The organism is Streptomyces sp. NPDC012825, assembly GCF_042900925.1.
In the GTDB taxonomy this organism is placed as follows: Bacteria; Actinomycetota; Actinomycetes; order Streptomycetales; family Streptomycetaceae; genus Streptomyces.
Window position 1 is genome coordinate 87,897 of the sequence record NZ_JBIBBZ010000003.1, and the last position, 26,431, is coordinate 114,327.

Sequence of the window (26,431 nt, forward strand, 5' to 3'; positions counted from 1 at the left end):
CCTACTCGGCCGAGCCGTACATGCGGTCGCCCGCGTCGCCCAGGCCCGGGACGATGTAGCCGTTCTCGTTGAGACGCTCGTCGACCGAGGCCGTCACGACGGTGACGGGGGTGCCCGCGAGCTCGCGCTCCATGACCTCGACGCCCTCCGGGGCGGCGAGGAGCACGACCGCGGTCACGTCGTCCGCGCCGCGCCTGATCAGCTCCTGGATCGCCGCGACCAGCGTGCCGCCGGTCGCCAGCATCGGGTCCAGGACGTACACCTGGCGGCCCGAGAGGTCCTCCGGCATCCGCGTGGCGTAGGTCGACGCCTCCAGCGTCTCCTCGTTGCGGATCATGCCCAGGAAGCCGACCTCGGCGGTCGGGAGCAGCCGGACCATGCCGTCGAGCATGCCGAGGCCGGCGCGCAGGATCGGGACCACCAGCGGGCGCGGATGCGACAGCTTCACACCGGTGGTCGTCGTGACCGGGGTCTCGATGTCGACCTGCTCGGTCCGCACGTCCCGGGTGGCCTCGTAGGCGAGGAGGGTGACCAGCTCGTCGGCGAGACGGCGGAAGGTCGCGGAGTCCGTGCGCTTGTCGCGCAGGGTGGTGAGCTTGTGGGCGACCAGGGGGTGGTCGACGACGTGGAGACGCATGACTCAACAGTAGCCCGCCCCGCACTGGCGTCGATCCGCGCCACTGGGGGAAGGTGGGGGCACACGGACCCGGTGATGGGGTGGTGTGGCAGATGTCCGACCTGGAAGGACCGGTCGAGAGGGCCGCCGAGAGGGTGGCCCGGGGGCCGGCGGCGGAGACCGACACGGAGCGGCGCAGGCGCCGTGCCCAGTTCCTGCGCGAACTGCACGAGGCGAAGGCCCTGCGCGAGCGCGTGCAGCCCCGGCGCGCCCGGGCGGCCCGGATGCGGCAGGCGATGCGGATGCGTACGTTCCGCTGGTGAGGCCGTCCGCCGGCGGGGCTCTCGCCGGCGGGGCTTTCCGGCCGGTGGGGCGGTGGGGCTTTCCGCCGGTGAGGCGGTGGGGCCGGTGGGACGCGAGGGGTCCCGCCGGACGCCGTGGAGCGGGCGGAACGGGCGGTTCGGGTGGTTCGCGGCGCGACGGGCCGGTGGGACGCGGTGGAGCGCGTACGTCCCACCGGACGCGGTGTGACCGGCGGAAACAGGCCCGGACCAGCGACGACCGCCCGGTGTCCGCCGTGCGCCCCCCGAGTGCGCCGGGGTCGCGCGCCCGTCCGATAGCGGGGTCGTTCAGACTGATGCACGACGCAAGAGCCGAAGACCTCTCCTGTGGGCGCCGTTTCTGTCACGATGCCGAAGGGGCGGGGCTCAGGACCGCGCCGCCGGAACGTCACACCTCTGATCAGTGGGAGAGAGTCAGGTGTACTTCGCCGCACTGCTCGCGCGCACCGAAGACGGGTGGGAAGCGAGCGACACGGAGCTCGACGACGTGGAGACCCTGTCGGATCTGGTCGAGCTGGCCCGCGACGCCTCGGACGACGACACGGTGGTCGTCTTCATCGAGCAGGAGGACGCGTGGTTCGGGATCGTACGGATCGAAGGGGAGGAGGACCCCCGCATCTATGTCTCGGACGGGGCGGCAGCGGCTCGTTCCTCGTACGGGGAGATGCTCACCCGGGAGATCCTCGGTGACGATCTGGACGACCTGGTCGACGACCTGGAGTCGCTGGACCTGGACGGTACGGAGGACGGGGAACCGCTCGGCGCCGACGGGGACGAGGACGACGAGGCGGGCTCCGTGGCCGCCGAGACCGTCCCGGCCGCTCCGGTGGGCGACCGGCTGATCCTGGCGGACCTCGGTCTGCCGCCGGCCGAGCTGCTCGCCCTGGAGACCGACGCGCTCGCGGAGATCGCGGACGCGCTGGGCGCGGCCGAGGTCCTGGAGGCCGTCCGCTAGTGGTTCCCGCGGTACCCGTTCCCGACCCCGGTTCCGTGTCCGGGTCCACAGGCGTCCCCATGTCCGGTCCCGCCCCCGGGCCCGTACGGGATCCCCTACCGGATCCCCTCCGGGATCCCTGGCGGGACGCCATGCGGCTCGCCCTCGACGAGGCGGAGGCGGCCGGGCCGGCCGGTGACGTACCGGTCGGCGCGGTCGTGCTCGGTCCGGACGGGAAGGTGCTCGCGCGGGCGCACAACGAGCGGGAGGCGGCCGGCGACCCCACCGCGCACGCCGAGGTGCTCGCCCTGCGCCGGGCCGCCGCGGTGACCGGGGAGTGGCGTCTGACGGGCTGCACCCTGGTCGTGACCCTGGAGCCGTGCGTGATGTGCGCGGGCGCCCTGGTCCAGTCCCGGGTGGAGCGGGTGGTGTTCGGCGCCCTGGACGAGAAGGCCGGTGCGGCGGGCTCGCTCTGGGACCTCGTACGGGACCGGCGGCTCAACCACCGCCCCGAGGTGGTCCACGGCGTGCTCGGCGAGGAGTGCGCCCGGCGCCTCACGGCCTTCTTCCGCGCCCGCTGACACACCTGCCGACGCACCGGCTGTCATACCCGCCGACGCTCCCGCCGACCCCGCTCCGACCTGCGACGGGATACGGATTTCATCGCAGCGGCAGTTTCGGCTAAGCTCTCTCTCGGTAGCGTGTCCGAGCGGCCGAAGGAGCTCGCCTCGAAAGCGAGTGTGGGGAAACTCACCGAGGGTTCAAATCCCTCCGCTACCGCTTCGATCGAAGGGCCCGGTTCTCGTGAACCGGGCCCTTCGGCGTGTGTACGGGATGCGGGGAAGGCGTTGGTCGGGGGGAGCGGCATCGGGGGGACAAGCCGCTCCCCCCGGTGAGAACCGGTCCTCCAAGTCCGCGTCGCCGTCGGGGGGAAGCCTCGCGGCGCGGACCCCGCAGTGCGGGCCGGTTCCGGAGCCCCTCGGATTCCTGCCGGATCCTCCGGGCCCGACATCCGTCCTGCGCGCCCCGGGCCCTTCCGGGAGGCGGCAAAAGTCCTCCTTCGCAGGGCCCTTGGTCCGTAAGGGCTCGGTTAGAGTGGCGCGGTCGTACGGCGGGGGAACAGGGGAGGGCTAGTAGTGGCGCAGGCGAAGAAGGTCGTGCTGTACGCGTTCGTGGTCTTTGTTCTGTACACGATCATCACCTCCCCGAAGAGGTCCGCGGATCTGGTCCAGGTAGGGTTCGAGGGCATTTCCAGCGCCGCCCAGGGTGTCGGCGAGTTCATGACCGAACTCATCAATTAGGAGCCCTCCGTGATCCGCCATCTGGTCCTCTTCAAGCTGAACGACGGCGTCGCCCGTGACGAGCCGCGCGTCGTCGCGGGCGTCGAGGCGTTCCGGGCCCTCGGCGAGCAGATTCCGGAACTCCGGTTCTGGGAGTGCGACTGGAACATCACGGACCGGCCGATCGCGTACGACTTCGCCATCAATTCGGCCGTCGAGGACACCGACGCCCTCCAGCGCTATCTGGAGCACCCCGCCCACCAGGCGGGTGTCGCCCAGTGGCGGGAGTTCGCCACCTGGGTGATCGCCGACTACGCCTTCTGACCCCCGGTCACGGCCGAGGCCCCCCGCCTTCGTGGCGGGGGGCCTCGCGGTTTTCCGGCCCCTCACCCGTACCCCGCCGCCTCCGCGCCGCCTCCGCATCGGCCCCCATCCGGCCCTCTCTTCCCTCCCTCCATGCCCTCAACACGTGGTTATGGGGTGCTTGCACACAGTGGACATGTCTTGTGATGCTATGACCGCTTTTGACGGATGAGTTGACCGTAGTTGTCACCAGTCGACCAGCAGGACCAGCCGAAGGGGTGGCGTGAACGTGCCGGCCAGTACAGCACCTCAAGTCCCGCCCCAGCACGAGGCAGGCGGCCCGGAATCACCGCGTCCGCGCACCCAGAGCACGCGCGGCGCCGACACCCGCGCCCTCACCCAGGTCCTCTTCGGGCAGCTCAAGGGGTTGGAGCCGGGCACCCCCGAGCACGACCGGGTGCGCGGGGCCCTCATCGAGGCCAACCTGCCGCTCGTCCGCTACGCGGCCGCCCGCTTCCGCTCCCGCAACGAGCCCATGGAGGACGTCGTCCAGGTCGGCACCATCGGCCTGATCAACGCCATCGACCGCTTCGACCCGGACCGGGGCGTGCAGTTCCCGACGTTCGCGATGCCGACCGTCGTCGGCGAGATCAAACGCTACTTCCGGGACAACGTACGGACCGTCCACGTGCCCCGCCGGCTGCACGAGCTGTGGGTCCAGGTCAACGGCGCCACCGAGGACCTGACGACCGCCCACGGGCGCTCCCCCACCACCGCCGAGATCGCCGAGCGGCTGCGGATCGGGGAGGACGAGGTGCTCGCCTGCATCGAGGCCGGACGCTCGTACCACGCCACCTCCCTGGAGGCGGCCCAGGAGGGCGACGGGCTGCCGGGACTGCTCGACCGGCTCGGTTACGAGGACCCCGCGCTCGCCGGGGTCGAGCACCGGGACCTGGTCCGGCACCTTCTCGTACAACTGCCCGAAAGGGAGCAGCGGATCCTGATGCTGCGCTATTACAGCAACTTGACGCAGTCCCAGATCAGCCAGGAACTCGGCGTCTCCCAGATGCACGTGTCAAGGCTCCTCGCGCGGAGCTTCGCGCGATTGAGATCCGCAAACAGGATCGAAGCGTAACCGGAACGGGTAGACCGGTTCGGAGCAGTTCCGCACCGCCCTCCTGCCGTACACCCCTTGTTTCCTGCGGATATGCACGGACATCGTGTCGACAAGTCACTACAGCGTGTTGCCGACATGTGACATTCTGCTGGAACCGCGTTTGCCGCAGCCCTCCCGCCGGTATTCAGGTGGTGGCTGCGTTCCTCAGACGGTCGCGGCACCGCGACCGTCCGCGACCTCAAGGGGGTGGCATGTCCACAGAACTGGACAGCTCCAAGGTGCTCACGCTCACGCCCGTTCCCGTCGTTCCCGTGCCCACGCAGACGACGGCGCCGACGGCGCCCGAGAGCGCGGAGGCCGCGCCGCCGCCGATGCCCGTGACGACCGGCGCCCTCGACACCCGCACCCTCTCCCGCTCCCTCTTCCTGCGGCTGCGCGCCCTGGACGCGGAGGGCGCCGCCGCCGACAGCCCGGAGCGGACCTACGTCCGCGACACCCTCATCGAGCTCAACCTCCCCCTCGTCCGGTACGCGGCCGCCCGCTTCCGCTCACGCAACGAGCCCATGGAGGACATCGTCCAGGTCGGCACCATCGGCCTGATCAAGGCGATCGACCGCTTCGACTGCGAACGGGGCGTGGAGTTCCCGACGTTCGCGATGCCGACCGTCGTCGGCGAGATCAAGCGCTTCTTCCGCGACACCTCGTGGTCGGTGCGGGTCCCGCGCCGGCTCCAGGAGCTGCGCCTCGCCCTCACCAAGGCCGGCGACGAGCTCGCCCAGAAGCTCGACCGCTCCCCCACCGTCCCCGAACTGGCCGCCGTGCTCGGGGTGTCGGAGGAGGACGTGGTCGACGGCCTCGCCGTCGGCAACGCGTACACCGCCTCCTCGCTCGACTCCCCCTCGCCCGAGGACGACGGCGGCGAGGGCTCCCTCGCGGACCGCCTCGGCTACGAGGACAGCGCCCTCGAAGGCGTCGAGTACCGCGAGTCGCTCAAGCCGCTGCTCGCCAAGCTGCCGCCCCGCGAGCGGCAGATCATCATGCTGCGCTTCTTCGCCAACATGACCCAGTCGCAGATCGGCGAGGAGGTCGGCATCTCCCAGATGCACGTCTCGCGCCTGCTCACCCGCACCCTGGCCCAGCTCCGGGACGGTCTCATCTCCGACTGACCCCGGAGAAGAGGGCGGGAGAAGAGAAGTGGGCCGGTCCGCGTGGTGCGGAGCCGGCCCACCTCAGTTGTACGGAACGGTCAGCCGAGCGCCAGCCAGGCGACGGCCGCCAGAATGACGACGGCCGCGACCACGCCCGCGATCAGGCCGACCCGGGGGCCCGAGGAGGAGGAAGCGGCGACGGCCTGCGGCTGCTGCTGCGGGGCGCCCTCGTCGACGAAGGCGCGGAACATCTGGGTGCTGCCGGCGGGGTCGTAGGAGCCCTCGGGGCCCTGGCCCTGGCCGTACGGTGCTTGGGGGTTGTGTGCCATGGGCCAGGACCCTAGCGAAGTCGGCCGGGGCGCCCAAGCCCGGCACCCCCGGCCCGGTGTGCGGGGCCGCGCCCGGCGCCCCCGCCCTCCCCTTTGCCGATTCTTTAGCGCCGTTTGACCGATTTAGTTTGCCTGAAGCAACCATCCATCTCTATGGTTGCCCTAAGCAACAAGATATGTGGAGCACGCGGTGGAGTACGCGATGGACAGAGGCAATCGGTACGAGAACCTCGCCCGCCAGGTGAGCGCCATCGGAGCGGTGAAGCGCGGACTCGCGCGGACCCTGCCCGCCGAGTGCCCCGGCGGATCCGCGATCGTCCTCGCCCTGCTGAACCACCACGGGGACATGCGGATGGGCCGCGTGTCCGAGCTGATGGCCGTCGACATGTCGGTCAGCAGCCGTCACGTGGCCCACACGGTGGACCGCGGATGGGTCGAGCGCCTGCCCGACCCCGCCGACCGGCGCTCCCGCATCCTCCACCTGACCCCTGCGGGCGAGTCCATGCTCGCCGTCCTCGACCGGCGGTTGACCGACATGCTCGCCCGCACCCTCGCGGAGTGGTCCGACGACGACGTCGAACTGCTCACCACCCTGCTCGCCCGCCTCCGCGATTCCTTCGGGGACTGCCGGGCCCACCACGCTTGAGAACGAAGGAAGTCCATGGCTAGCACCACACCAGAGACCGGTGTGCGCGGCGGGAGCGCAAAGGAGGGGGACCTCGCCTCCGGCGGCGCCCCGATGACGCACAAGCAGATCATGGAGGCGCTCTCCGGGCTGCTGCTCGGCATGTTCGTCGCCATCCTGTCCTCGACGATCGTCTCCAACGCCCTGCCGCAGATCATCACCGACCTGGGCGGCGGCCAGTCCGCCTACACCTGGGTCGTGACCGCGGCCCTCCTGGCGATGACCGCGACCACCCCGCTCTGGGGCAAGCTCGCGGACCTCTTCTCCAAGAAGTTCCTGGTCCAGATAGCCCTCGTCGTCTACGTCGCGGGCTCGGTCGTCGCCGGCCTCTCGCAGAGCACCGGCATGCTCATCGCCTGCCGCGTCGTCCAGGGCATCGGCGTCGGCGGTCTGACCGCCCTCTCCCAGATCATCCTGGCCGCCATGATCGCCCCGCGCGAGCGCGGCCGGTACAGCGGCTACCTGGGCGCCACCTTCGCCGTCGCCACCGTCGGCGGCCCGCTGCTCGGCGGCGTCATCACCGACACCGACTGGCTCGGCTGGCGCTGGTGCTTCTACGTCGGCGTGCCCTTCGCGATCATCGCCCTGCTCGTCCTGCAGAAGACCCTGAAGCTCCCCGTCGTGAAGCGCGAGGTCAAGGTCGACTGGGCCGGCGCCTTCTTCATCAGCGCCGCCGTCTCCCTGCTCCTCGTCTGGGTCACCTTCGCGGGCGACAAGTACGACTGGATGTCCTGGCAGACGGCCGTCATGGTCCTCGGCGCCGTCGCCCTCGGCGCGGTCTTCGTCCTGGTCGAGTCGAAGGCGAGCGAGCCGATCATCCCGCTCCGCCTCTTCCGCAACCGCACGATCACCCTGGCCTCGCTCGCCTCGCTCTTCGTGGGCGTCGCGATGTTCGCCGGCACGGTCTTCTTCAGCCAGTACTTCCAGCTGGCGCGCAACGAGTCGCCGACGATGTCCGGCGTCCTCACCATCCCGATGATCGCGGGCCTGTTCGTCTCCTCCACCGTCTCCGGTCTGGTCATCACCAAGACCGGCCGCTGGAAGGCGTGGCTGGTCAGCGGCGGCGCCCTGGCCGCCGGCGGCCTCGGCCTGCTCGGCACGATCCGCTACGACACGGAGTACTGGCACATCGCGCTCTTCATGGCGGTCCTGGGCCTCGGCCTCGGCATGATGATGCAGAACCTGGTGCTCTGCACCCAGAACCAGGTGGCCCCCGCCGACCTCGGCGCCGCCTCCTCCGTCGTCACCTTCTTCCGGTCCCTGGGCGGTGCGATCGGCGTCTCGGCGCTCGGCGCGGTCATGGCCCACCGGGTCACGGACTACGTCAAGGAGGGTCTGGCCGAGCTCGGCCCGAAGGCCGCGGCCGCGATGGGCAAGGGCGGCTCGGGCGGCGGCATCCCCGACATGGACAAGCTGCCGGCCCCGATCCGCACGGTCATGGAGGACGCGTACGGCCACGGCGTCGCGGACGTCTTCCTCTACTCGGCGCCGTTCGCGCTGCTCGCCTTCGTGGTGACGATCTTCATCAAGGAGGTCGCCCTCAAGAGCGGCGCGGTGAAGGCGGACGAGAAGGCGCCCGCGGGCGAGAAGGTCGCCGCGGACGCCCGGTAGGAAGGCGTCGAGGAGAAGAGCTCCCGGTCGCGCTTCGAGCGGAGGCGCGACCGGGTCGGGTACGGAGCGGCGGGCAGGGGACGGCCCGCCGCTCCGTCGTTTCCGTTCCCGCGCCCCGTTCCCGGCCCTGCTCCCGTTTCCGGCCCTGCTTCCGTCCCCGTTTCCGTTCCCGTCATTCCTTTTCGCGCGCCACCATCACCTCGATGCCGGCGACCAGGACGTCGAGTGCGTACGCGAAGTCCCGGTCCCAGATGTCGCTGACGCTGCCGTGCGAGGCCCGCTCGTCGAGGAGCTCCGTCATCGATCCGAGCGTCTCCTTGAACCGCGTGTCGTCGTGGAAGGCCCTGATCGACTCCCCGTAGAAGACGTCCTGCGACATGCCGGCCTCCGCCGCCCGCCGCTGGAACTGCGACTCGATCGTCCCGTAGCCGTACACGAACTGGAAGACCGCCGACATCGCGCTCGGCCGGCGGTGCATCGGCAGCCCGGTGTCCCGGATCGCCTCGTTGATCCCGACGCCGACGGCGATCGCGTTCGGCCCGATGTTCGGGTACTGGCCCGCGCACGGCGACATCCACGGGTGGCGGACCAGCATCCCCCGGTACTCCAGGGCCAGCGTCCGGAGCCGGTCGCGCCAGTCGCCGGCGGCGCCGACCGCGGCGAGGTCGACCTCCGCGTAGACGGAGTCGACGGCGTACTCGATGATGTCGTCCTTGGTGTCCACGTACCAGTAGAGCGACATGGCCGTGACGCCGAGTTCGGTCGCGAGCTTGCGCATCGAGAGGCCGTTCAGGCCCTCCTCGTCGAGCATCCGGATCGCGGCGGCGACGATCCGGTCCCGGTCGAGACCGGCCGGGCCGCTCCCGCGGCGGGGGGCCCGGTTCTCCAGCCAGACGCTGGAACGCGCCGGGTCCTTGGCCCGGTCGGCTGCCTTGACCATCGCGTTCCTCCGTCTGTCAGCGGTTCGTGACCATGCTAGGCAGCCGCCGCCGGGTTCGGAGCCGCCGCCTTCTCCGCACGCTCGGCCCTTCCGAGCAGGGCCGCGGCGAGCAGGCCGCCGGCGAGGACGGCGACCGCGCCGACCAGCTGGCTGGTCTGGAGGCCGGAGGCGAAGGCGTCGGAGACCCGGGCCCGTTCGGCGTCGCTCCCGGCCGCCGCGAGGGCCGCGGGCAGCGAGGTCGCGGTGACGGTGACGAGGGCGGCGAAGCGCGCGTTGAGCACGGCTCCGAGGACGGCGACGCCCAGGCCGTTGCCGAACTCGGCGAGGGTGCCGTTGACGCCCGCGCCCACGCCGGCCTTCTCCGGCGGGATCGCGCTCATGATGGCGTTGGCCATGGCCGGGTTGGAGACCGCGAGGCCGACGCCCATCAGGACCAGGCCCAGGAGCATTCCCCAGTAACTGCTGTTCGTGCCGCCGCCGATCAGGGCGATCGAGGCGAGACCGGCCGCGACGAGGGTCATGCCGACGGCCACGGTGGGCGCGGTGCCGAGCCTCGTCACGATCCGCGGGCCGACGCCGCTGAGGTTGAGCACGACCACGGTCAGGGCGAGCGGCGCCATCCGCAGACCGGCCTCCAGCGGCTCGTAGCCGAGGACGAACTGCAGGTGCTGGGTGAGCAGGAAGAGCGAGCCGCCCATGCCGAACATCACCAGGATCGCGCCGGCGACGGCGCCGACGAACCTCTGGTCGCGGAAGAAGTGCATGTCGAGCATCGGGTACGGGACGCGCAGCTCCCACCGGGCGAAGGCGGCGAGGACGGCGACGCCGACGGCCGCCGGGACCAGCACCTCGGCCGAGGTCCAGCCGTGCTCGGGGCCGGTGATGATGGCGTACACGGCGGCGGTCATGCCGACGGTGGAGAGCAGCGCGCCGACCAGGTCGGGCCGCTCGCCCTGGGGGTTCTTGGACTCGGGGACCAGCTTGACGACGGCGACCAGGCCGACGAGCGCGACCGGGATGTTGATCAGGAAGATCATCCCCCACCAGAAGTGTTCGAGGAGGACGCCGCCGATCAGCGGCCCGGCGGCGAACCCGAGCGAACCGACGGTGGCCCACAGCGCGATGGCCTTGACCCGCTCGGAGTCGTCGAAGATCTGCATGACGACGGCGAGGGTGGTGGTCATGAGCAGCGCGCCGCCGATGCCCATGCCCGCGCGGGCGGCGATGAGCTGCGCGGTGGATCCGGCGAGCCCGGCGGCGAGCGAGCCGAGGCCGAAGAGCGCGAGTCCGGCGGCGAGGAGCTTCTTGCGGCCGTAGCGGTCGGCGGCGTTGCCGGCGGTCAGGAGCAGGCCGGACTGGACCAGCGAGTACGCGTTGATCATCCACTGGATGTCGGCGGTGGAGGCGTGGAGCTCCGAGGTCAGCGAGGGGATGGCGACGCTGAGCACGGTGTTGTCGAGCAGCACGGTGAGCTGCGCCAGGCAGATGACGCCGAGGATCAGCCAGCGCTGCGGGTGGCCGCCGGTGGCGGCGGACGGTTCGTTCGCGGCGGTCGTCGCCGTCATGGGCAGGACTCCTTGTACGGTGTACGGGGCTGGGTCTCGTACACCGTACAAGGGTGCCTCTTACAGCGTATAGGGATTATTTCCGGCCGCTTTTTTTCGGTCAGACCTTCCGAGTGAGGTCGTAGAAGGTGGAGCCGCTGATCGTGACCTTCTCGAAGGTCTTCGCGACCCAGGAGGAGATCTCGGAGTTGCCGCCCATGCCGCCGCCCATGCCGCCGCCCGCGCCGCCGCCCATGCCGCCTTCCCTGCCGCCGGTGCGCCCGTCGCTCTCGCCCGTGTCCTCGCCGGCGCTTCCGATGAAGTAGTGGATCTTTCCCTCGGCGACGTACCGCTTGAACTGCGCGAGGGTCGGGGACGGGTCGCTGCCGTTGAAGCCGCCGACCGCCATGACCGGCCTCTCCGTGGCGAGTTGGTAGCCGGCCGCGTTCTGGGCGCCGACCGTGGCCGCGACCCAGGTGTAGGAGTCGGCGTCCTTCAGGAGCGCCGCCTTGGCCTCCGCGCCGACTTTCGCGCCGTTGAGGAGACCGCCCATGCCGCCGCCACCGGCGCCGCCGCCACCGGCGCCGAAGCCGGGGCGCTCGCCGCGCGAGCCCTGGAAGCCGCCTTGGGGCATGCCCTGGGACGTCCCCTGGGGCGGGGTGCCGCCGGGCAGCCGGCCCTGGCTTTGGCCCTGCGCCTGGGCCTGTCCACCGGGGCCGCCGGGCATCTGGCCTCCAGGAAACGCCGTTCCGCCCTCGGGCATCCGGCCACCGAAGCCGCCCGGCATGCGACCGCCGAAGCCGCCCGGGCCCCGGCCGCCCGCCGGGCCCGCCGTCACGATGGAGCCCTGGTGACCGGTGCCCACCGTCGCCAGGGTGTACGCGAAGGGGCCCGCGAGACCCGCCGCCAGGCCGAGGCCCGCCGCCGCGAGTCCGAGGCACCGGTCGACCCGGCCCGCGACAAGGAGCCCGACGGTCGCGACGGCGCCCGCCACCAGGACCGTCCGGCGCAGCCACGGCAGCCAGTCCGGCGTACGGCCGAGCAGCGTCCAGGCCCACCAGGCCGACACCGCCACCGCCGCCGCGAGCGCCGCCGAGGCGGCGAACCGGGTGCGCTCCTCCCACAGCACGGACGCGCCCGTGCCGACGAGCGCCGCGACGTACGGGGCCAGGGCGACCGTGTAGTACTCGTGGAAGATGCCGGCCATGAAGCTGAACACCGCGAGGGTCATGAGCAGCGAGCCGCCCCACACCAGGAACGCCGAGCGCGCGGTGTCCGTCCGGGGCGCCCGCCGGGTGACGACGAGCCCCGCGACGAGCAGGAGCAGCGCGGCCGGGAGCAGCCAGGAGATCTGACCACCGACCGAGTCGTTGAACATCCGGCCGATCCCGGTCTCGCCCCACCGGCCGCCGCCCGTGCCCCCGCCGGGGCCACCGCCGCCGCCCACGCTGCCGGTCTCGTCGCCGTTGATCCGGCCGAGGCCGTTGTAGCCGAAGGTCAGCTCCAGGAAGCTGTTGCTCTGCGAGCCCCCGACGTACGGGCGGGAGGACGCCGGCCACAGCTCGACCAGGGCCACCCACCAGCCCGCCGAGACCAGCGTCGCGAGCCCGGCGAGGCCGAGGCGGCCGATCCGGCGCCCGATCCCGTCCGGCGCGCACACCGCGTACACGAGGGCGAGCGGCGGCAGGATCAGGAAGGCCTGGAGGGTCTTCGCGAGGAACGCGAACCCGAAAGCCACTCCCGCCCCCACCAGCCACTTCGTCGCGCCCGGGCCGCCCTCCAGAGCGCGCAGCACCCCGTACACGGCGACCGTCATGAGCAGCGCGAGCAGCGCGTCCGGGTTGTTGAAGCGGAACATCAGGGCGGCGACCGGCGTCAGCGCCAGGACCACGCCCGCGATCAGGCCCGCGCCCGCGCCGAACCGGCGCCGGACGGCCGCGTACAGGACGCCGACCGTGGCCACGCCCATGAGCACCTCGGGCACGAGGATCTGCCAGGAACCGAGGCCGAAGAGGCGGACCGAGAGCGCCATCGGCCAGAGCGCGGCCGGCGGCTTGTCGACGGTGATGGCGTTGGCCGCGTCGAGGGAGCCGAAGAAGAAGGCCTTCCAGCTCTCCCCGCCGGCCTGGACGGCGGCGGAGTAGAAGGAGTTGGCGTAGCCGGAGGCGCTCAGGTTCCACAGGTAGAGCACACCGGTCACGACGAGCAGGCCGAGGAACGCGGGCCGGACCCAGGGGGCGTCCTCGGCACGTCCGCGCCGGAGGCGGGCGAGCCGTGCGGACCAGGTGTTCCCGGCGCTACCGGTGTTCCCAGCGCTACCGGCGTTACCGGCGTTCCCGTGTGGGGCGGCGGAGGCCGCGGGGTTCGGAGTGGTCATCGTTCGTTCCTTGCGGTGGGTTCGTTCCTCGCGGCGGCCCGCTCGGGGAACACCCAGAGCCGGAAGAGGAGGAAGCGCAGGACGGTGGCGGCGAGGTTGGCGACGATCAGGACGGCCAGCTCGGCGGAGTGCGACGGGTCGCCGGTCGCCGCGCCGAGGGCGGCGAGCGAACCGCTGGTCAGGGCAAGGCCGATGGCGAAGACCACGAGCCCCTGCGCCTGGTGGCGTACGGCCCGGTCCCGGCCCCGCACTCCGAAGGTGAGGCGCCGGTTGGCCGCCGTGTTGGCGACGGCCGAGACGAGGAGGGCCCCGGCGTTGGCGAGTTGCGGGCCGAGGCCGAGCCGGAAGGCCGAGTACAGCGCCAGGTAGAGGAGCGTGGACAGGACCCCGACCACGCAGAAGCCGACCAGCTGGCGGGCGAGACCGCCGGGTACGCCGCTGAGCTCACGGTCCCGGGGGTCGTCCCCGAACGGCCGGGCGAGCCGGTCGAGCGGCAGCGAACCGGTCGCGAGGGCCCGCCCCACCCGCCAGACGCCCTTGAGGTCGTCCGTCGCCGTCCGCACGATGTGCACGGTCGAGTCGGGGTCGTCGACCCAGTCGACCGGCACCTCGTGGATGCGCAGGCCGGCCCGCTCGGCGAGGACCAGCATCTCGGTGTCGAAGAACCAGCCGGTGTCCTCGACCATCGGGAGCAGCCGCTCGGCGACCTCGCGCCGTATGGCCTTGAATCCGCACTGCGCGTCCGAGAACCGGGCCGCGAGCGAGGAGCGCAGGATCAGGTTGTACGCGCGGGAGACGAACTCCCGCTTCGGGCCGCGCACCACCCGTGCGGAGCGGGAGAGCCGGGAGCCGATCGCCAGGTCGGAGTGTCCGGAGATGAGCGGCGCGACCAGCGGGAGCAGCGCGTTCAGGTCGGTGGACAGGTCGACGTCCATGTAGGCGAGGACGGGCGCGTCCGACGCCGACCACACCGTGCGCAGGGCCCGCCCGCGCCCCTTCTGTTCGAGGCGTACGGAGCGCACGCCGGGCATCTCGTCGGCGAGGGTCGCGGCGACGTCGGGCGTCGTGTCGGTGGAGGCGTTGTCGGCGACGGTGATGCGGAAGCCGTACGGGAAGGTCCGGGAGAGGTGCTCGTGGAGCCGGCGGACGCACGGCTCCAGGTCCTTCTCCTCGTTGTAGACGGGGATCACCACGTCCAGGACGGGCCGTCCGGCGACGTCCACGGGCAGGTGTTCCCGGGCGGGCAGGGCGCCGGGCACGGGCCGCGCGATCGTTGGGGTTCGCATGCCACAGACCCTCGCCGGGGCGGCTGTCACGCCTGTGTGCCGAGCCTGTGCCCCGCCTGTGAGTCTGCGCGCGGGCCGTCGTCCGGGGCCTGTCCGGCGGATCGGGGGCGGATGGGTTCCAGGGTCCATCCGACGGATCAGGGTCGGACGGGTCCCAGGGGCAGTCCGACGGATCAGGGCCGGACAGGTCCCAGGGGCAGCCGGACGGTGAAGACGGTCCGGCCGGGGGCGCTCGCCACCGTCGCCCCGCCGCCGTGGGCGAGGACGACCGCGCGGACGATCGCGAGGCCGAGACCGGTGGAGCCGGCGGTGCGGGAGCGGGAGGCGTCGCCGCGCGCGAACCGTTCGAAGACGGAGGGCAGGAGCGCCTCCGGGATCCCGGGTCCGTCGTCCTCGACCTCCACGAGCGCGTCCGTCCCCTCCGCCCGGACGCGGGCGGTGACCTTCGTGCCGGGCGGGGTGTGGGTGCGGGCGTTGGCGAGGAGGTTGAGGAGCACCTGCCGGATCCGGGCGCCGTCCCCCCGCACCTCCACCCCCTCCTCGGGGAGTTCGAGGCCCCAGTGGTGGCCGGGTCCGGCGGCGCGGGCGTCGCTCACGGAGTCCAGGACGAGGGCGACGAGGTCGACGGGCTCGTCCGCGAGAGGGCGTCCGGTGTCGAGCCGGGCGAGCAGCAGCAGGTCTTCCACCAGGCCCGTCATCCGGGTCGCCTCCGACTCGATCCGGCCGAGCGCGTGCCGGGTGTCGGGCCCGCACTCCTCGTGGCCGCGCCGGGTCAGCTCCGCGTACCCCCGGATCGAGGCGAGCGGGGTGCGCAGCTCGTGGCTGGCGTCCGCGACGAACTGCCGGACCCGGGTCTCGCTCCGCTGGCGCGCGTCGAGGGCTGAGTGGACGTGGTCGAGCATCCGGTTGAGGGCCGCGCCGACCTGGCCGACCTCGGTGCGCGGATCGGCCTCGGGCTCCGGGACCCGCTGGTGGAGCGCCACCTCTCCGCTGTGCAGCGGGAGCCGGGCGACGTGGGACGCGGTGGCGGCGACCCGCCGCAGCGGGCGCAGGGCCACCCCGACGAGCACGGTCCCGGCGAGCGAGGCCGCGACGAGCCCGGCGCCGGTGACGCTCAGCTCGACCAGGACGAGGGTGGAGAGGGCGTCGTCGACCTCGGTGAGCGGGATGCCGGTGAGGAAGGCGCCCCGGCTGCCCTCCGCGTACGCGACCCGGTAGGAGCCGAGACCGCCGGGCAGCTCCACGGTGTGCGGCGCACCGTCGCGCGGGACGGCGGCGAGGGCGGCCCGCTGCTGCGCGTCCAGCTCCTCGACGGGGAACCTCGGCCCGTCCGTACCGCTCTTGCCGGGCACCTCCGTCGAGTATCCGGCGGAGGTGACCTCCCCGTCGGTGAGGACCGCGCCGAGGGTCCCTATCGGGGCGCCCGGACCGCCGAGGAAGGCGAAGGGCTCCCGGCTCCGGCCGGGGTCGGGCACGGGCATGGCGACCGGCGGCCCGGCGGCCCGCTGGGACAGCCCCCGGACCTGCTCGTCGGCCTGGTCGTACAGGTACGAGCGGAACGCGATCGTCGTGACCGTTCCGATGACGGCCGCGACGACCGCGATCAGCGCGACCGCCGACACGACGAGCCGGGTGCGCAGCGACCAGGGCCGCCGTGCACCCCGGAGCAGCCGCGTGCCCCGGCCCTGTGGCGTGCCTCGCGTCACCGGGCCGTTACTCCCCCGGCTTGATGAGGTAGCCGGCCCCGCGCCGGGTGTGGATCATCGGGGAGCGCCCCGCGTCGATCTTCCGGCGCAGATAGGAGATGTAGAGCTCGACCACGTTGGCCTGGCCGCCGAAATCGTACGACCAGACCCGGTCGAGGATCTGCGCCTTGCTGAGCACCCGGCGCGGATTGCGCATGAGGTAGCGCAGCAACTCGAACTCGGTCGCCGTGAGGTGGATCGAGTCGCCGCCCCGGGTGACCTCGTGACTGTCCTCGTCGAGGGTCAGGTCCCCGACGGTCAGCAGCGATTCGCTGCGCGCCTGCGCGGCCCCGGACCTGCGGATGAGGCCGCGCAGCCGGGCCACCACCTCCTCCAGGCTGAAGGGCTTGGTCACGTAGTCGTCGCCGCCCGCCGTGAGTCCGGCGATCCGGTCCTCCACGGCGTCCTTCGCCGTCAGGAAGAGCACCGGGACGTCGGGCAGCTCGCGCCGGATCGAACCGAGCAGGCTCAGTCCGTCGGCGTCGGGCAGCATCATGTCGAGGATCACGGCATCGGGCCGGAACTCGCGCGCGGAGCGCAGGGCGGTGGCTCCGTCTCCGGCGCTCATGACCTGCCAGCCCTCGTAGCGCAGGGCCATGGAGAGCAGTTCGGTGAGCGAGGCCTCGTCGTCGACGACGAGGACCCGGACGGCGGTCCCGTCGACGCGGAGCATGTCGGCGCGGGTGCCGGTACGAGCGCCGGTGCGGGCACCGGCGCGGTTGCTCGTGCGGTGTGAGGTGACGGTCATGGAACCCACGCTGACCGCCGCCGCTGAAAGGCCTCTTTCGCTTTCCTGTGAATTCCCTGAGAAACGGCCGTCGCCGGCGAGCGCCCGGAAGGGCCGGCCCCAAAGGGCCTGTTTCACGTGAAACAGCACACTCTGTAACTCATCGAGCCGGTTTCACGTGAAACATCGTGGCACCGTTCTCGTACAGCACCTTCCGGAGCCAGTCGTCCCCGAGCCCGAGCCGTTCGAGGACGTGGAGCTGATGCGCGTACGGATACGGGATGTTGGGGAAGTCCGAGCCCAGGAGGATCCGGTCACCGAGGTCGAGCAGCCGCTTGCGCTCCTCCTCGGGAAAGGGCGCGAACCGCTCGCTGAAGTCGGTGAACGCCATGGTGGTGTCGAGATGGACCCCCTCGTACCGCTCGGCGAGCGAGAGGAAGTCCCCGTACTCGGGCATCCCCATGTGCGCGACGATCACCCGCAGCCGGGGGTGCCGGGCGAGCAGCCGCCTCATGGGGCCGGGGCCGGTGAAGTTTCCCGGGGCGGGCCCGGAGCCGCAGTGGACGACGACGGGGGTGCCGCTGTCCGCGAGGCTCCCCCAGACCCCGTCGATCCGTTCGTCGTTCGGGTCGAACCCTCCGACCTGGAGGTGCACCTTGAAGACGCGGGCCCCGGCGTCGAGCGCCTCCCGGACGTAGTCGTCGGCACCCGGCTCGGGGAAGAAGGTGGCGGTGTGCAGACAGTCGGGGGTGCGGGCGGCGAAGTCGGCGGCCCAGGAGTTCAGCCAGGCACCCATCCCGGGCTTGTGCGGGTAGAGCATCGCGGTGAAGGCGACCGCTCCGAACCCGCGCAGAAGGGCGAGCCTGCGGTCCTCCTCCTCGCGGTAGGTGATGGGCCACTCCATACCGGTCAGCGGACCGACGGCGTCGAAGTAGGCCCAGACCTTGTCGAGGACGTTCTTCGGCATGAAGTGCGTGTGCACGTCGACGAGTCCGGGAATCCCGAGCCGCGCGAGGAGCGCGGGTATGTCGACGAGACCGACCTCTCCGCCCGCACCCCCACGCCCGCTCACACCACCATGCCCACTCGTAATGCCACACCCGCTCACACCGTCACGCCCGCTCACACCGTCACGCCCGCTCACACCGTCACGCCCGCTCGCACCGTCACGCCCGCTCGCACCGTCATGCCCGCTCGCACCGTCATGCCCGCTCATAGCCGTAACTCCGCTCGACCCTGCCGATGTGGACGCTGTAACTGTCGTACCAGTGCTCCCGCCCGTGCGCCTTGGCCTTCTGGTGCGCGGTGTGGAGGCGCCAGGCGTCGAGGGACTCCAGGTCGCGGAAGTAGGCGACGGTGATGCCGAGGCCGCCGGGGGTGCGGGCGGACTCGTGTCCGAGGTAACCGGGCATCCCTTCGACGATCTCCTGCATCCGGGAGGCGGTCTCGGCGTAACCCTCGGGCGCGTCGGGCCGGACCGAGGTGAAGACAGCGGTGTAGTAGGGCGGTTCGATACCCGCCACCGGTTTCGGGGTCATGCGATCACCCTCGCGGGGGCCGGACCGGGATGTCCACGGCCCCCCGCCAAAGGGATCCAAGACTTTACGAAGACGCACCCGGCAGCCTGGAAGGCGCTTCGGGAGGCCGCTGCGAGGAGCCGCCCGCCTCAGAAGAGCTCTCCCTGCTCGTTCGGATCCTCCCCGGGCGCCGCCGCCACCACCGGCACGGAGAAGCCGTCCGCCCCGTCGGCCCTCCCGAGGACCCACCCGCCCATGAGCCGGGTGTCGAGGGCGAGACAGCGCCCGTCGGGGGCGAGGAGATGCAGATCGGGCCCGGCGGCGGCGAGCAGCCGCCCGGCGATGGTGCCACCGTCGGTCAGCTCGGCGACCGTGCCGGCGAGCGGCGGCAGTCCGTCGAAGTGGAAGGCCTTGGCATGGTCGCGCGGGGCGAACTCCAGCGGCTCCAGGTTCTCGGTCCAGCCGCCGACCTCTCGGGCCCGTCGGTACAACTCCTCGACCTCCCCGGCCCGGTCGGCGGCGGGCGGCAGGGCGTGCCGGGCGGCCCGCTTGCGCTCGTACGCCACCCGGTCGGGCACGCCGAGCGCCTGTCGCAGGACCTCCTCGGTGCGCCGGGCGGCCATCAGCGGCCCCCGGCCGAGCCAGCTGAACGCGACGGCCCCCTGCTCCAGGAGCCGGGCGTCGCCCCGGGCCTCGGCGGTGATCCCCACCTTGGTCATGCCGGGCCCGAACCAGGCCAGGTAGACGCGGTACGGCTGGGGGTCGTCCGCGACGGTGTCCGCCGCGACCGAGTGGGCCCGGTCGAGCCGCGCGCACTCCGCGCACCGCCCTCCGGTGGCCCGCCCGGGAACGGCTGCCTCCACGGGGCAGGGGTTGTCCCGGGCCCCCGGGCAGCGCCGTACCCCGACGGCACGGAAGGCGAGCGGCTGCCCGTACGCGAGCGGGCTGACCCTCCCGCCCCGCCACCGCAGCCCCGGCACTCCGCCGTTCCAGGTGATCCCCCGGCACCGCCACTCCACGCCCACGCCTCCCCGACCGCTCCCGAAGCCCTCGGCCCCTGGTCATCCAGTCTCCGCCACGTCCCCGCCCCGCACAGGAGCACGGCTCAGGGGAGGACGTAGATCCGCGTCCCGTCCGGGTCCGGCTCCCCGACCTGCCGCATGCAGCCCCGCTCGAGGAGGAGCCGTACGCAGTCGTGGACGCGCTCGCCGGAGAGGCCGGTGCGGCGGGTGACGTCCTGGGTCCGGTAGCGCACCCCGCCCCGGACGAGCCCGGGAGCGAGGTAGCTGGCGACCGTCCGCACGTCCCCGGTGATGGCCCAGGACTCGACGAGCTCCTGCGGACTGAGCACGACGGCGGAGCCCGCGCGCTGGCGGGGCACGGCGAGCCGCTCCAGGGATTCGGCGACCCTGGAGAGGTTCTCCCGGGTCTCGCGGAGCAGTTCCGCGTACTCGACCTGCTCGGCGTGCGCGAGGGCGCCCTCGTCGAACCGCCCCTCCAGGCGCACGAGGACGTCGACGAGCTCCGGCGGGAGCAGGAAGCCGGCCTGCACCGGGGAGGGTTCGAGCCCGTATCCGCCGTGGCGCTGGACCGACGCCACGACTTCGGCCACCCACGCCCGGAACGGCCCGGCCTCCGGTCTCCGGCAGGCTCCGACGAGCTGGACGAGCCCCTGGAGGCTCACCATCCGCGTCGCCGCGCGGATCCCGCACCGGCGGAGGTACGTGTCGTCACCGGCGATCTCCCGCGCGGACGCCAGGCACTCCTCGGGCAGCGGCACCGTCCGCAGGGCCTCTCTCGTCCCCGCGTACCCCAGCCGTTTCGCCACGTCCACCACCGGGAACCAGTGGGCCCCGTCCGACGCGGTCAGCCTCCGCAGGCGCTCCCCGGTGGCGGCGTACACCACGTCATCGATGTCGATCGCGTCCATCGATCATCACCTCCGCGTCGCAAGCTAGTCCGAAGGCATATTCAACTGACATGCAAATAAGACAGGTTCACCCAAAAGGGGAGGCTTCCCGGGACTCCCCGAGACCCCTCCCCCTCCATGTACCCACCTATTTGGCGACAAACTGCGTGAGAATCGCCTGCACCTCGTAGATGTCGACCCCCTTGGTGAAGGTCTTCTGCACGGGCAGCTGGCTGCCCGAGATCCAGATCTTCAGCTCGGCGTCGAGGTCGAAGGTGCCGGCGGTCTCGACGGCGAAGTGGGTGATGCTCCGGTACGGGATCGAGTGGTACTCGACCTTCTTGCCGGTGATCCCCTGCTTGTCGACCAGCACGAGCCGCCTGTCGGTGAAGAAGATCGTGTCCCGGATCAGCAGGTACGCGGCGTGCACCTGCTCCCCCTGGCCGAGCAGCCGCGCGAAGTCCTGCTGCGCCTGCGCCGGATCGATCGCGTGCGCGTTCCCGAAGAGCGCCATGTCCCAACCCCCTGTGCGATGAGAGAACGAACGACCGACCCTACGGGGTGCCTTGTCGATCGAGCCACTCTCACGAGGCCCACGCGGACCGCCGGGGCGACAGCCGGCCCCGCAGGCCGTACGCGGTAGCGGGACGCCCCAACGGACAACGCAAGAGGCCCGGACTCTCGTCCGGGCCTCTCACCTGTGTGCACTCGGCAGGATTCGAACCTGCAACCTTCTGATCCGTAGTCAGATGCTCTATCCGTTAAGCTACGAGTGCTTGTTTTCAGTTCTTGCCTTCGCTCCCCGGCCTTTCGGCCCGCTCGCGGCGACAGGAAGAACATTACATGACTGCCGCTGTCATGTGAAATCCGATTGCCTCACCCCTTGTGACCTGCGAAAACGTCACGGAGGGGGAGCGCGGCACGGACCCCGGGAACGGCCGAAGCCCCGGCCTTGGGGGCCGGGGCTTCGGTGTGGGGCGGAGGCGGAGGGATTTGAACCCTCGATGGGCTTTAAGACCCAAACCGCATTAGCAGTGCGGCGCCATAGACCGGACTAGGCGACGCCTCCATGCACCCCGCGCATGCGCGGACGGTGCGTGCAGATGATGACACAGGCGAACCGGCTGTCACCAATCGATTCTCACCGTACTAGTCCTCCGGGGTCCAGGGCAAAGCCCACCGGCGCGTGTACGGACCCGCGCGCCCGCCCGGCGCACTCCCCTGCGCGCCCTCCGCGACACCCCTCCGCACTCCTCTCCGCGCAACGCCTCCGGATCCGGAGCGTTAGACCGGACGGGCGCGTCGCGCGCCCGCACCGCCGTGTCCGCGCCGTCCGCCGCATCTGCCGTACCCGCACTGTCCGCCGTGTCCGCCGTACCCATCGCGGCTGCCGTATCCGCCGTGTCCACCGCGTACCCCCGCTCCTGGAGTTCCGCATGCTGCGTCGTCTCGTCCTCGCGACCCTCGCCACCGCCACCGCCGGGTCCGCCGGTCTCGGGCCCCTGCCCCCGCTGCCGCTGTTCCCGGCGCCGACGCCCGACGCCCTGACCGTGGCGATCTCCGGAAGCGGCCACCCCGAGGCCGACGGCACCTTCGAGCTGAGGTGCGGCGAGCGGCCAGGGGGCGACCACCCGGCCGCCGAGCGCGCCTGCGAGCGCCTGGACCGGCTCGCGGCGGCGGACGAGGACCCGTTCCGGCCGGTCCCCGAGGACCAGGTGTGCGCACAGGTGTACGGCGGACCCGTCCTCGCACGGGTGACCGGCACCTGGCGGGGCCACGAGGTCGACACCCGCTTCTCCCGCGCGAACGGGTGCGAGATCGACCGCTGGGAGAATCTGGAGCCCGTCCTTCCCCTTGTCCGGGGATGACCTCCGCGCACGACGTCCGGGGATGACGTGCGGAGATGCCGTGTGGGGACGGCGGTCGGGAGCGATGACCGGGAGTGTCGGCCGGAGGCTCCCTTAGACTCCCTTCAGTGACAGGCCACGGTCCGAGGGGCAAGATGGGGCCGGCCGGTCGACAGGCCAAGCGCGTGCAGTGCGTCAGGGAGGAAGCGTCGTCGTGAGCAGCAGGCCATCCCGAGGCGCTGCTCGCCTCGCAGCCATACTCGACGCCCTCCCCGACGGCCTCGTGCTCGTCAACTGCAACGGCACGGTCGTCAACGCCAACACCATCGCCCTCGGCATGTTCGAGACGCCCGGCACCGCCCTCGTCGGGCGCGGCCTCCTCGACCTCCTGCCCGACTTCGACTCACGCCTCATCCCCGGCTCCATGCGCCGTCCGGACAACACCGACGAGCAGGGCCGCACCAAGCCGGCCCGGATGGTCGCCCGCCGCACCGACGGCGGCGAGTTCCCCGTCGAGGTGACCAGCGCCAGCCTGGAGGACGGCCGCGAGGCCTACGACTCGTACGGCGGCTACACCGGCGACGAGCTGCTCATGCTGGTCGTGCGCGACCTCACCGGCACCCTCGACACCGAGGCCGAACTCGCCCGCTCGCAGCGGCAGACCGAGATGATCCTGCGCGCCGCCTCCGAGGGCGTCGTCGGCACGGACACCGACGGCCGGGTCGTCCTCGTGAACCCCGCCGCCGCGCAGATCCTCGGCCACCGCGCCGGCGAGCTCGGCGGCCGGGAGCTGCACCCGCTGATCCTCGCCAAGCGCGCCGACGGCGAGCCCTTCCCGTACGAGGAGTCGCCGCTCGCGGACACCCTCAAGTCCGGGCGGAAGCACCGGGTGCGCGGGCAGGTCCTGTGGACGAAGAAGGGCGAGCGGGTCCCGGTCGACCTGACGACCGCTCCGGTGCGGGACGGCGACCAGCTCGTCGGCGCGGTGATGACCTTCGCCGACCGCAGGCCGTACGAGCAGCTCGCCGAGCAGCACGCCGCCGAGCTCGCCGACCGCGCCGAGCGGGCGGCGGCGGAACGGGAGGCGCAGCAGGAGCGGTACGCCTCGCTCGCCGCCCGCCACGAGCAGCTGACGGCCGTGCTCGCCGAGTCGCTGCGCGGCCCCCTGGAGGAGCTGCGCACCCAGCTGGGCGCCCTCGCCGCCGACGACGCCGGGCAGCTGTGGCCCGAGGCCAACCAGGTCCTTCACCACCTCGCCGCCGGGTACGCCCGGATGACGGCGCTCGTGGACAACGTCCTGGGCTACCAGCGCCTCGACGCGGGCACGGAGGAGCTCGACAAGCGCGTCACGCTCCTCGACGAGGTCGTGTCCGCCGGCATCGACGGGGCCGTCGAGCTGATCGGGCCCGGCCGCGCGCAGTTCGCCGTGCACACCCCGCCCATCGAGGCCGAGGTGGACCCGGCCCGCCTCGCGACCGCCCTCGCGCACCTCGTCGCGGACGTCGCGGGCGTCGACGCGACCGGCAGGAACCGGGCCGCCGCCCCGGGCGCCGCGCCCGCCGACTCCACGATCGTCGTGGCGGCCGCACAGCGCGGCGACGTCGTACGGATCGAGGTCCGCGGCCCGTACGCGGGCGGCGACCCGGTCCACGGGCCCGTCGTGCGCGGGATCGTGACGGCGCACGGCGGCGTCGTGCAGACCCACGAGGTGCCGGGCACGAGCGGCGGCGCGTACGTCCTCGAAGTGCCGGTCGGCGCGGGCCGGGGCACGGTCCCGGCGCCCGCTCCCCGGAACGACGGGCAGGCGGGCGGCCGGGAGGCCCTCGCGCTGCCCGCGCAGGCCTCGGGTCCGGCCGCCGTTCCCGCCCCGGGCGCGGGGCCGGACACGGAGGCCGGCGGCGGGCGGCGACGGGCCCGGCGCGGCTCGACGGACGCCTTCCTGGAGAGCGCGGTCGCCGCGGGGGGCGACGCACCGTCCGGCGCCGAGCCCAGCGGGCGCCGCCGTGCCCGTACGGGAGGCACCGCCGCGGCCGATCTGATCCCGGCCCAGCAGAACGCGATCGCTTCCCCCGGGACCTCCGGCGTCCCTGCCGGCTCCGGAGTCTCCACCGGCTCCGGTGTCCCCGCCGTCGCTGGAGGCCCTTCCGCCTCCGCCGCCTCGCCCGTCGAGCCCACCGGGCGCCGTCGGGGGCGGCCCGCCGAGGGTTCCGTCGTGACCGCCGCCGAAGGGGCTCAGGGACGTGCCGCGCTCGGCGCGGCCGTGCCGCCGCAGGGCGTCGCCGTCGACCCCGCGGGTGCTCCCGGCCCCGTTCCCTCCCCCGCCCTGGCCCTGCCGGCCGTCGCCTCCGAGGAGGCCCCGGCGCAGCCGAGCGGACGCCGTCGGCGCGCGCTGGCCGCCGCGCAGGAGCGGGCGGCCGCGGCCGAGGCCGGCCCCCGGACCCCGTTCGCGCTGCCGCCCGCCGACGCCGACCGTGAAGTGCCCCTGCCCGCCGCGCCCGTGACCGGTCCGCCGGTCGGCACGCCCGGCGGTGCCGGTACGTCTGCCGGTGCCGGTACGCCCGCCGGTCCGCTGCCGGTCTCCGACGAGGGACAGCACGAGGCCGTACGGGGTGTCCCGGGCGCCGACCACACGCCGCCGCAGCCCCACCCGCACGTCCACGCCCAGGCACCGCTGCCGGCCCAGGCTTCGGGCGTCTCCACGCCCCTGCCCGCGACCGGTCCCGCGCCCGTACCGCCTCCCGCCGAGCCGACCGGGCGGCGCCGGGCCGTCGCGCCGCCGCCGCCGGCTCCGGAGCCGCCGCAGCCCGGTAATGGGACCGGCACCGGCACCGGCTCCGTACCGCTGCCGCCCGAGCTGCCCATGTCGAGGGAGTCGACCCAGGGACGGGCGTTCAGCGTCCGTACCCTCGGGCAGGGCGTCCCCTTCGTACCCCCGGTCCCCGCCTCCCCGGCGCACCCGGCCCCGGTACCGGCGACCTCCCCGGCTCCGGCCGCGCCCGGTGCGTCCGCCGTGCCCGGCGTACCCGCCGCGCCCTCCAACGGCTCCGGGCGGCGGCGCAAGCTCGCCGCCCCGCCCGAGGTCGACCCGCCGGCCCCGACCGCGCTTCCCGCGCCGACCGGGGCCGAGGCCGAGCCGCACCCGCAGGCACCGGCTCGGGCGGCGGCTCGGACACCGGCCCCGGCACAGCCGGAGACGCAGTCCCGGGCGGAGGCCGCGCCGGGACTCACCCCCCTCGCTCCTCCCGCGCCCCCCGGCTCCCCCGTGCCCGAGGGCCGGGCGTACGCCATAGGGGCGCCCGCCGAGGGCTCCGCGGAGGGTCCCGAGCCGCTCGACGGCCCCGGCGGCGCGGTCGAGGTCGCCAACCGGCCCGCCCCGCGCCCCGTCGACGACGAGCTGCCCCCGGAGCCCCTCGACAACCCGCGCCGGCTGCTGGTCTGGCCCGCGCCCGACGTCTCCACGCAGCAGGCGCTGAGCGACCGCGGCTACCGGCCGGTGATCGTGCACTCCCGCGAGGAGGTCGACGCGCAGATCGCCGCCTTCCCGGCCGCGCTCTTCGTCGACCCGCTGACCGGCCCCATCACCCGCACCGCGCTCCAGTCGCTGCGTCAGGCGGCCGTCGCCGCCGAGGTGCCGGTGCTGCTCGCGGCCGGGCTCGGGCAGGCGACCCGCGAGGCGGCGTACGGCGCCGATCCGGCCGTGCTCCTCAAGGCGCTCGCACCGCGCGACAGCGAGCAGCACCCGTCCCGGGTCCTGCTGATCGAGGAGAACGAGGACATCGCGGAGGCGCTCGCGGCCACTCTGGAGCGGCGCGGGATGCAGGTGGCGCGGGCGGCCACGGACTCCGAGGCGGTCACGCTCGCCACGCAGACGCAGCCGAACCTGGTGGTGATGGACCTGATGCAGGTGCGCCGCCGCCGGGCCGGGATCATCGACTGGCTGCGGGCGAACGGGCAGCTCAACCGCACCCCGCTCGTCGTCTACACCTCGGCCGACCTCGCCGGGGAGGAGCTGCCGAAGCTGTCCTCCGGCGAGACGGTCCTCTTCCTCGCCGAGCGCTCGAACAGCACCGAGGTCCAGGCCCGGATCGTCGACCTGCTCGCGAAGATCGGCACCAACTAGGACGTGACCGTACGGGGGAGGGGGAGGACGCCCGGCGCCCTCCCCCTCCCCCGTG

Annotated in this window: 24 protein-coding genes and 3 tRNA genes; 12 read left to right on the forward strand and 15 right to left on the reverse strand. The window is 72.8% G+C overall.

The window, feature by feature from the left end:
* Position 1: 1 nt before the first annotated feature.
* Positions 2–637, reverse strand: coding sequence for a uracil phosphoribosyltransferase (upp, locus tag ACFY7E_RS08995; protein ID WP_383437065.1), 636 nt, complete (start codon positions 635–637; stop codon positions 2–4).
* Positions 638–729: 92 nt separating this feature from the next.
* Between upp and ACFY7E_RS09000 the strand changes: the two genes are divergently transcribed.
* The 8 genes from ACFY7E_RS09000 (at position 730) to ACFY7E_RS09035 (ending at position 5,757) form a co-directional block, all read left to right on the forward strand.
* A complete protein-coding gene (locus ACFY7E_RS09000) occupies positions 730–939 on the forward strand; it encodes a hypothetical protein (RefSeq protein WP_053640088.1) in 210 nt (69 codons plus the stop codon).
* Positions 940–1,375: 436 nt separating this feature from the next.
* Positions 1,376–1,912: a hypothetical protein gene (locus tag ACFY7E_RS09005; RefSeq protein WP_389483333.1), complete on the forward strand. Its 537-nt coding sequence runs from the start codon at positions 1,376–1,378 to the stop codon at positions 1,910–1,912.
* 59 nt (positions 1,913–1,971) lie between these two features.
* Positions 1,972–2,472: a tRNA adenosine(34) deaminase TadA gene (tadA, locus tag ACFY7E_RS09010; protein ID WP_389482391.1), complete on the forward strand. Its 501-nt coding sequence runs from the start codon at positions 1,972–1,974 to the stop codon at positions 2,470–2,472.
* Between the two features lie 114 nt (positions 2,473–2,586).
* Positions 2,587–2,671 (forward strand) — tRNA-Ser (locus ACFY7E_RS09015).
* 356 nt (positions 2,672–3,027) lie between these two features.
* Complete coding sequence (locus tag ACFY7E_RS09020; protein WP_199836916.1) at positions 3,028–3,192, forward strand: hypothetical protein; 165 nt, start codon at positions 3,028–3,030, stop codon at positions 3,190–3,192.
* 9 nt (positions 3,193–3,201) lie between these two features.
* Positions 3,202–3,495 carry a Dabb family protein gene (locus ACFY7E_RS09025; RefSeq protein ID WP_030209426.1) on the forward strand — a complete coding sequence of 98 codons (294 nt, stop codon included), beginning with the start codon at positions 3,202–3,204 and terminating at the stop codon, positions 3,493–3,495.
* A gap of 268 nt (positions 3,496–3,763) precedes the next feature.
* Complete coding sequence (locus ACFY7E_RS09030) at positions 3,764–4,609, forward strand: RNA polymerase sigma factor SigF (RefSeq protein ID WP_383437149.1); 846 nt, start codon at positions 3,764–3,766, stop codon at positions 4,607–4,609.
* A 233-nt stretch (positions 4,610–4,842) separates the two neighbouring features.
* Entirely contained in the window at positions 4,843–5,757 is a 915-nt protein-coding gene (locus ACFY7E_RS09035; RefSeq protein WP_389482395.1) for an RNA polymerase sigma factor SigF, read from the forward strand.
* Positions 5,758–5,837: 80 nt separating this feature from the next.
* On the opposite strand, the gene ACFY7E_RS09040 is transcribed toward ACFY7E_RS09035, so the two are convergent.
* Positions 5,838–6,068, reverse strand: a complete 231-nt coding sequence (locus ACFY7E_RS09040; protein ID WP_389482397.1) for a hypothetical protein — start codon at positions 6,066–6,068, stop codon at positions 5,838–5,840.
* 202 nt (positions 6,069–6,270) lie between these two features.
* On the opposite strand from ACFY7E_RS09040, the gene ACFY7E_RS09045 reads away from it, so the two are divergent.
* Together ACFY7E_RS09045 and ACFY7E_RS09050 are read left to right on the forward strand one after the other, a co-directional pair.
* A complete protein-coding gene (locus ACFY7E_RS09045; RefSeq protein ID WP_125659542.1) occupies positions 6,271–6,714 on the forward strand; it encodes a MarR family winged helix-turn-helix transcriptional regulator in 444 nt (147 codons plus the stop codon).
* A 15-nt stretch (positions 6,715–6,729) separates the two neighbouring features.
* The gene (locus ACFY7E_RS09050) at positions 6,730–8,364 is read left to right on the forward strand and encodes an MDR family MFS transporter (RefSeq protein ID WP_389482399.1); all 1,635 of its coding nucleotides are present in this window, start codon (positions 6,730–6,732) and stop codon (positions 8,362–8,364) included.
* A gap of 172 nt (positions 8,365–8,536) precedes the next feature.
* Here the strand turns inward: ACFY7E_RS09050 and ACFY7E_RS09055 are convergent, their stop codons facing one another.
* The 13 genes from ACFY7E_RS09055 to ACFY7E_RS09115 form a co-directional block, all read right to left on the reverse strand.
* Positions 8,537–9,304 carry a TetR/AcrR family transcriptional regulator gene (locus tag ACFY7E_RS09055; RefSeq protein WP_389482401.1) on the reverse strand — a complete coding sequence of 256 codons (768 nt, stop codon included), beginning with the start codon at positions 9,302–9,304 and terminating at the stop codon, positions 8,537–8,539.
* Positions 9,305–9,339: 35 nt separating this feature from the next.
* A complete protein-coding gene (locus tag ACFY7E_RS09060; protein WP_389482403.1) occupies positions 9,340–10,869 on the reverse strand; it encodes an MFS transporter in 1,530 nt (509 codons plus the stop codon).
* A 100-nt stretch (positions 10,870–10,969) separates the two neighbouring features.
* Positions 10,970–13,225, reverse strand: coding sequence for an ArnT family glycosyltransferase (locus tag ACFY7E_RS09065; RefSeq protein WP_389482406.1), 2,256 nt, complete (start codon positions 13,223–13,225; stop codon positions 10,970–10,972).
* Positions 13,222–14,511, reverse strand: a complete 1,290-nt coding sequence (locus ACFY7E_RS09070) for a glycosyltransferase (RefSeq protein ID WP_389482408.1) — start codon at positions 14,509–14,511, stop codon at positions 13,222–13,224. The genes ACFY7E_RS09065 and ACFY7E_RS09070 overlap by 4 nt, the downstream gene beginning before the upstream one ends.
* 173 nt (positions 14,512–14,684) lie before the next feature.
* On the reverse strand, positions 14,685–16,217 hold the full coding sequence (locus ACFY7E_RS09075) for a sensor histidine kinase (protein ID WP_389482410.1): 1,533 nt from the start codon (positions 16,215–16,217) through the stop codon (positions 14,685–14,687).
* A gap of 7 nt (positions 16,218–16,224) precedes the next feature.
* Positions 16,225–16,929 carry a response regulator transcription factor gene (locus ACFY7E_RS09080; RefSeq protein ID WP_383442299.1) on the reverse strand — a complete coding sequence of 235 codons (705 nt, stop codon included), beginning with the start codon at positions 16,927–16,929 and terminating at the stop codon, positions 16,225–16,227.
* 214 nt (positions 16,930–17,143) lie between these two features.
* Entirely contained in the window at positions 17,144–18,055 is a 912-nt protein-coding gene (locus ACFY7E_RS09085; RefSeq protein ID WP_389482412.1) for an amidohydrolase family protein, read from the reverse strand.
* A gap of 130 nt (positions 18,056–18,185) precedes the next feature.
* Entirely contained in the window at positions 18,186–18,521 is a 336-nt protein-coding gene (locus tag ACFY7E_RS09090) for an antibiotic biosynthesis monooxygenase family protein (protein ID WP_389482414.1), read from the reverse strand.
* A 128-nt stretch (positions 18,522–18,649) separates the two neighbouring features.
* Positions 18,650–19,519, reverse strand: coding sequence for a DUF2797 domain-containing protein (locus tag ACFY7E_RS09095; RefSeq protein ID WP_389482417.1), 870 nt, complete (start codon positions 19,517–19,519; stop codon positions 18,650–18,652).
* Positions 19,520–19,605: 86 nt separating this feature from the next.
* Positions 19,606–20,430: a BRO family protein gene (locus tag ACFY7E_RS09100; RefSeq protein ID WP_389482418.1), complete on the reverse strand. Its 825-nt coding sequence runs from the start codon at positions 20,428–20,430 to the stop codon at positions 19,606–19,608.
* A gap of 127 nt (positions 20,431–20,557) precedes the next feature.
* The gene (locus tag ACFY7E_RS09105; RefSeq protein WP_017240499.1) at positions 20,558–20,923 is read right to left on the reverse strand and encodes a PH domain-containing protein; all 366 of its coding nucleotides are present in this window, start codon (positions 20,921–20,923) and stop codon (positions 20,558–20,560) included.
* A 189-nt stretch (positions 20,924–21,112) separates the two neighbouring features.
* Positions 21,113–21,185 (reverse strand) — tRNA-Arg (locus ACFY7E_RS09110).
* 202 nt (positions 21,186–21,387) lie between these two features.
* Positions 21,388–21,478: transfer RNA gene (locus ACFY7E_RS09115), tRNA-Ser, on the reverse strand.
* 367 nt (positions 21,479–21,845) lie between these two features.
* Here ACFY7E_RS09115 and ACFY7E_RS09120 point away from each other — a divergent pair.
* A complete protein-coding gene (locus tag ACFY7E_RS09120; protein WP_389482420.1) occupies positions 21,846–22,277 on the forward strand; it encodes an SSI family serine proteinase inhibitor in 432 nt (143 codons plus the stop codon).
* Positions 22,278–22,470: 193 nt separating this feature from the next.
* On the forward strand, positions 22,471–26,376 hold the full coding sequence (locus ACFY7E_RS09125) for a PAS domain-containing protein (RefSeq protein WP_389482422.1): 3,906 nt from the start codon (positions 22,471–22,473) through the stop codon (positions 26,374–26,376).
* Positions 26,377–26,431: the final 55 nt, after the last annotated feature.

Bases quoted from the DNA above. Each gene is read 5' to 3' on its own strand.
- ACFY7E_RS09065 (WP_389482406.1), bottom strand. From the start codon at position 13,225: ATGACCACTCCGAACCCCGCGGCCTCCGCCGCCCCACACGGGAACGCC.
- ACFY7E_RS09080 (WP_383442299.1), bottom strand. From the start codon at position 16,929: ATGCTCCGCGTCGACGGGACCGCCGTCCGGGTCCTCGTCGTCGACGAC.
- ACFY7E_RS09035 (WP_389482395.1), top strand. From the start codon at position 4,843: ATGTCCACAGAACTGGACAGCTCCAAGGTGCTCACGCTCACGCCCGTT.
- ACFY7E_RS09050 (WP_389482399.1), top strand. From the start codon at position 6,730: ATGGCTAGCACCACACCAGAGACCGGTGTGCGCGGCGGGAGCGCAAAG.
- ACFY7E_RS09055 (WP_389482401.1), bottom strand. From the start codon at position 9,304: ATGGTCAAGGCAGCCGACCGGGCCAAGGACCCGGCGCGTTCCAGCGTC.
- ACFY7E_RS09105 (WP_017240499.1), bottom strand. From the start codon at position 20,923: ATGGCGCTCTTCGGGAACGCGCACGCGATCGATCCGGCGCAGGCGCAG.
- ACFY7E_RS09120 (WP_389482420.1), top strand. From the start codon at position 21,846: ATGCTGCGTCGTCTCGTCCTCGCGACCCTCGCCACCGCCACCGCCGGG.
- ACFY7E_RS09090 (WP_389482414.1), bottom strand. From the start codon at position 18,521: ATGACCCCGAAACCGGTGGCGGGTATCGAACCGCCCTACTACACCGCT.
- ACFY7E_RS09000 (WP_053640088.1), top strand. From the start codon at position 730: ATGTCCGACCTGGAAGGACCGGTCGAGAGGGCCGCCGAGAGGGTGGCC.
- ACFY7E_RS09070 (WP_389482408.1), bottom strand. From the start codon at position 14,511: ATGCGAACCCCAACGATCGCGCGGCCCGTGCCCGGCGCCCTGCCCGCC.
- tadA (WP_389482391.1), top strand. From the start codon at position 1,972: ATGTCCGGTCCCGCCCCCGGGCCCGTACGGGATCCCCTACCGGATCCC.
- upp (WP_383437065.1), bottom strand. From the start codon at position 637: ATGCGTCTCCACGTCGTCGACCACCCCCTGGTCGCCCACAAGCTCACC.
- ACFY7E_RS09100 (WP_389482418.1), bottom strand. From the start codon at position 20,430: ATGGACGCGATCGACATCGATGACGTGGTGTACGCCGCCACCGGGGAG.
- ACFY7E_RS09040 (WP_389482397.1), bottom strand. From the start codon at position 6,068: ATGGCACACAACCCCCAAGCACCGTACGGCCAGGGCCAGGGCCCCGAG.
- ACFY7E_RS09045 (WP_125659542.1), top strand. From the start codon at position 6,271: ATGGACAGAGGCAATCGGTACGAGAACCTCGCCCGCCAGGTGAGCGCC.
- ACFY7E_RS09060 (WP_389482403.1), bottom strand. From the start codon at position 10,869: ATGACGGCGACGACCGCCGCGAACGAACCGTCCGCCGCCACCGGCGGC.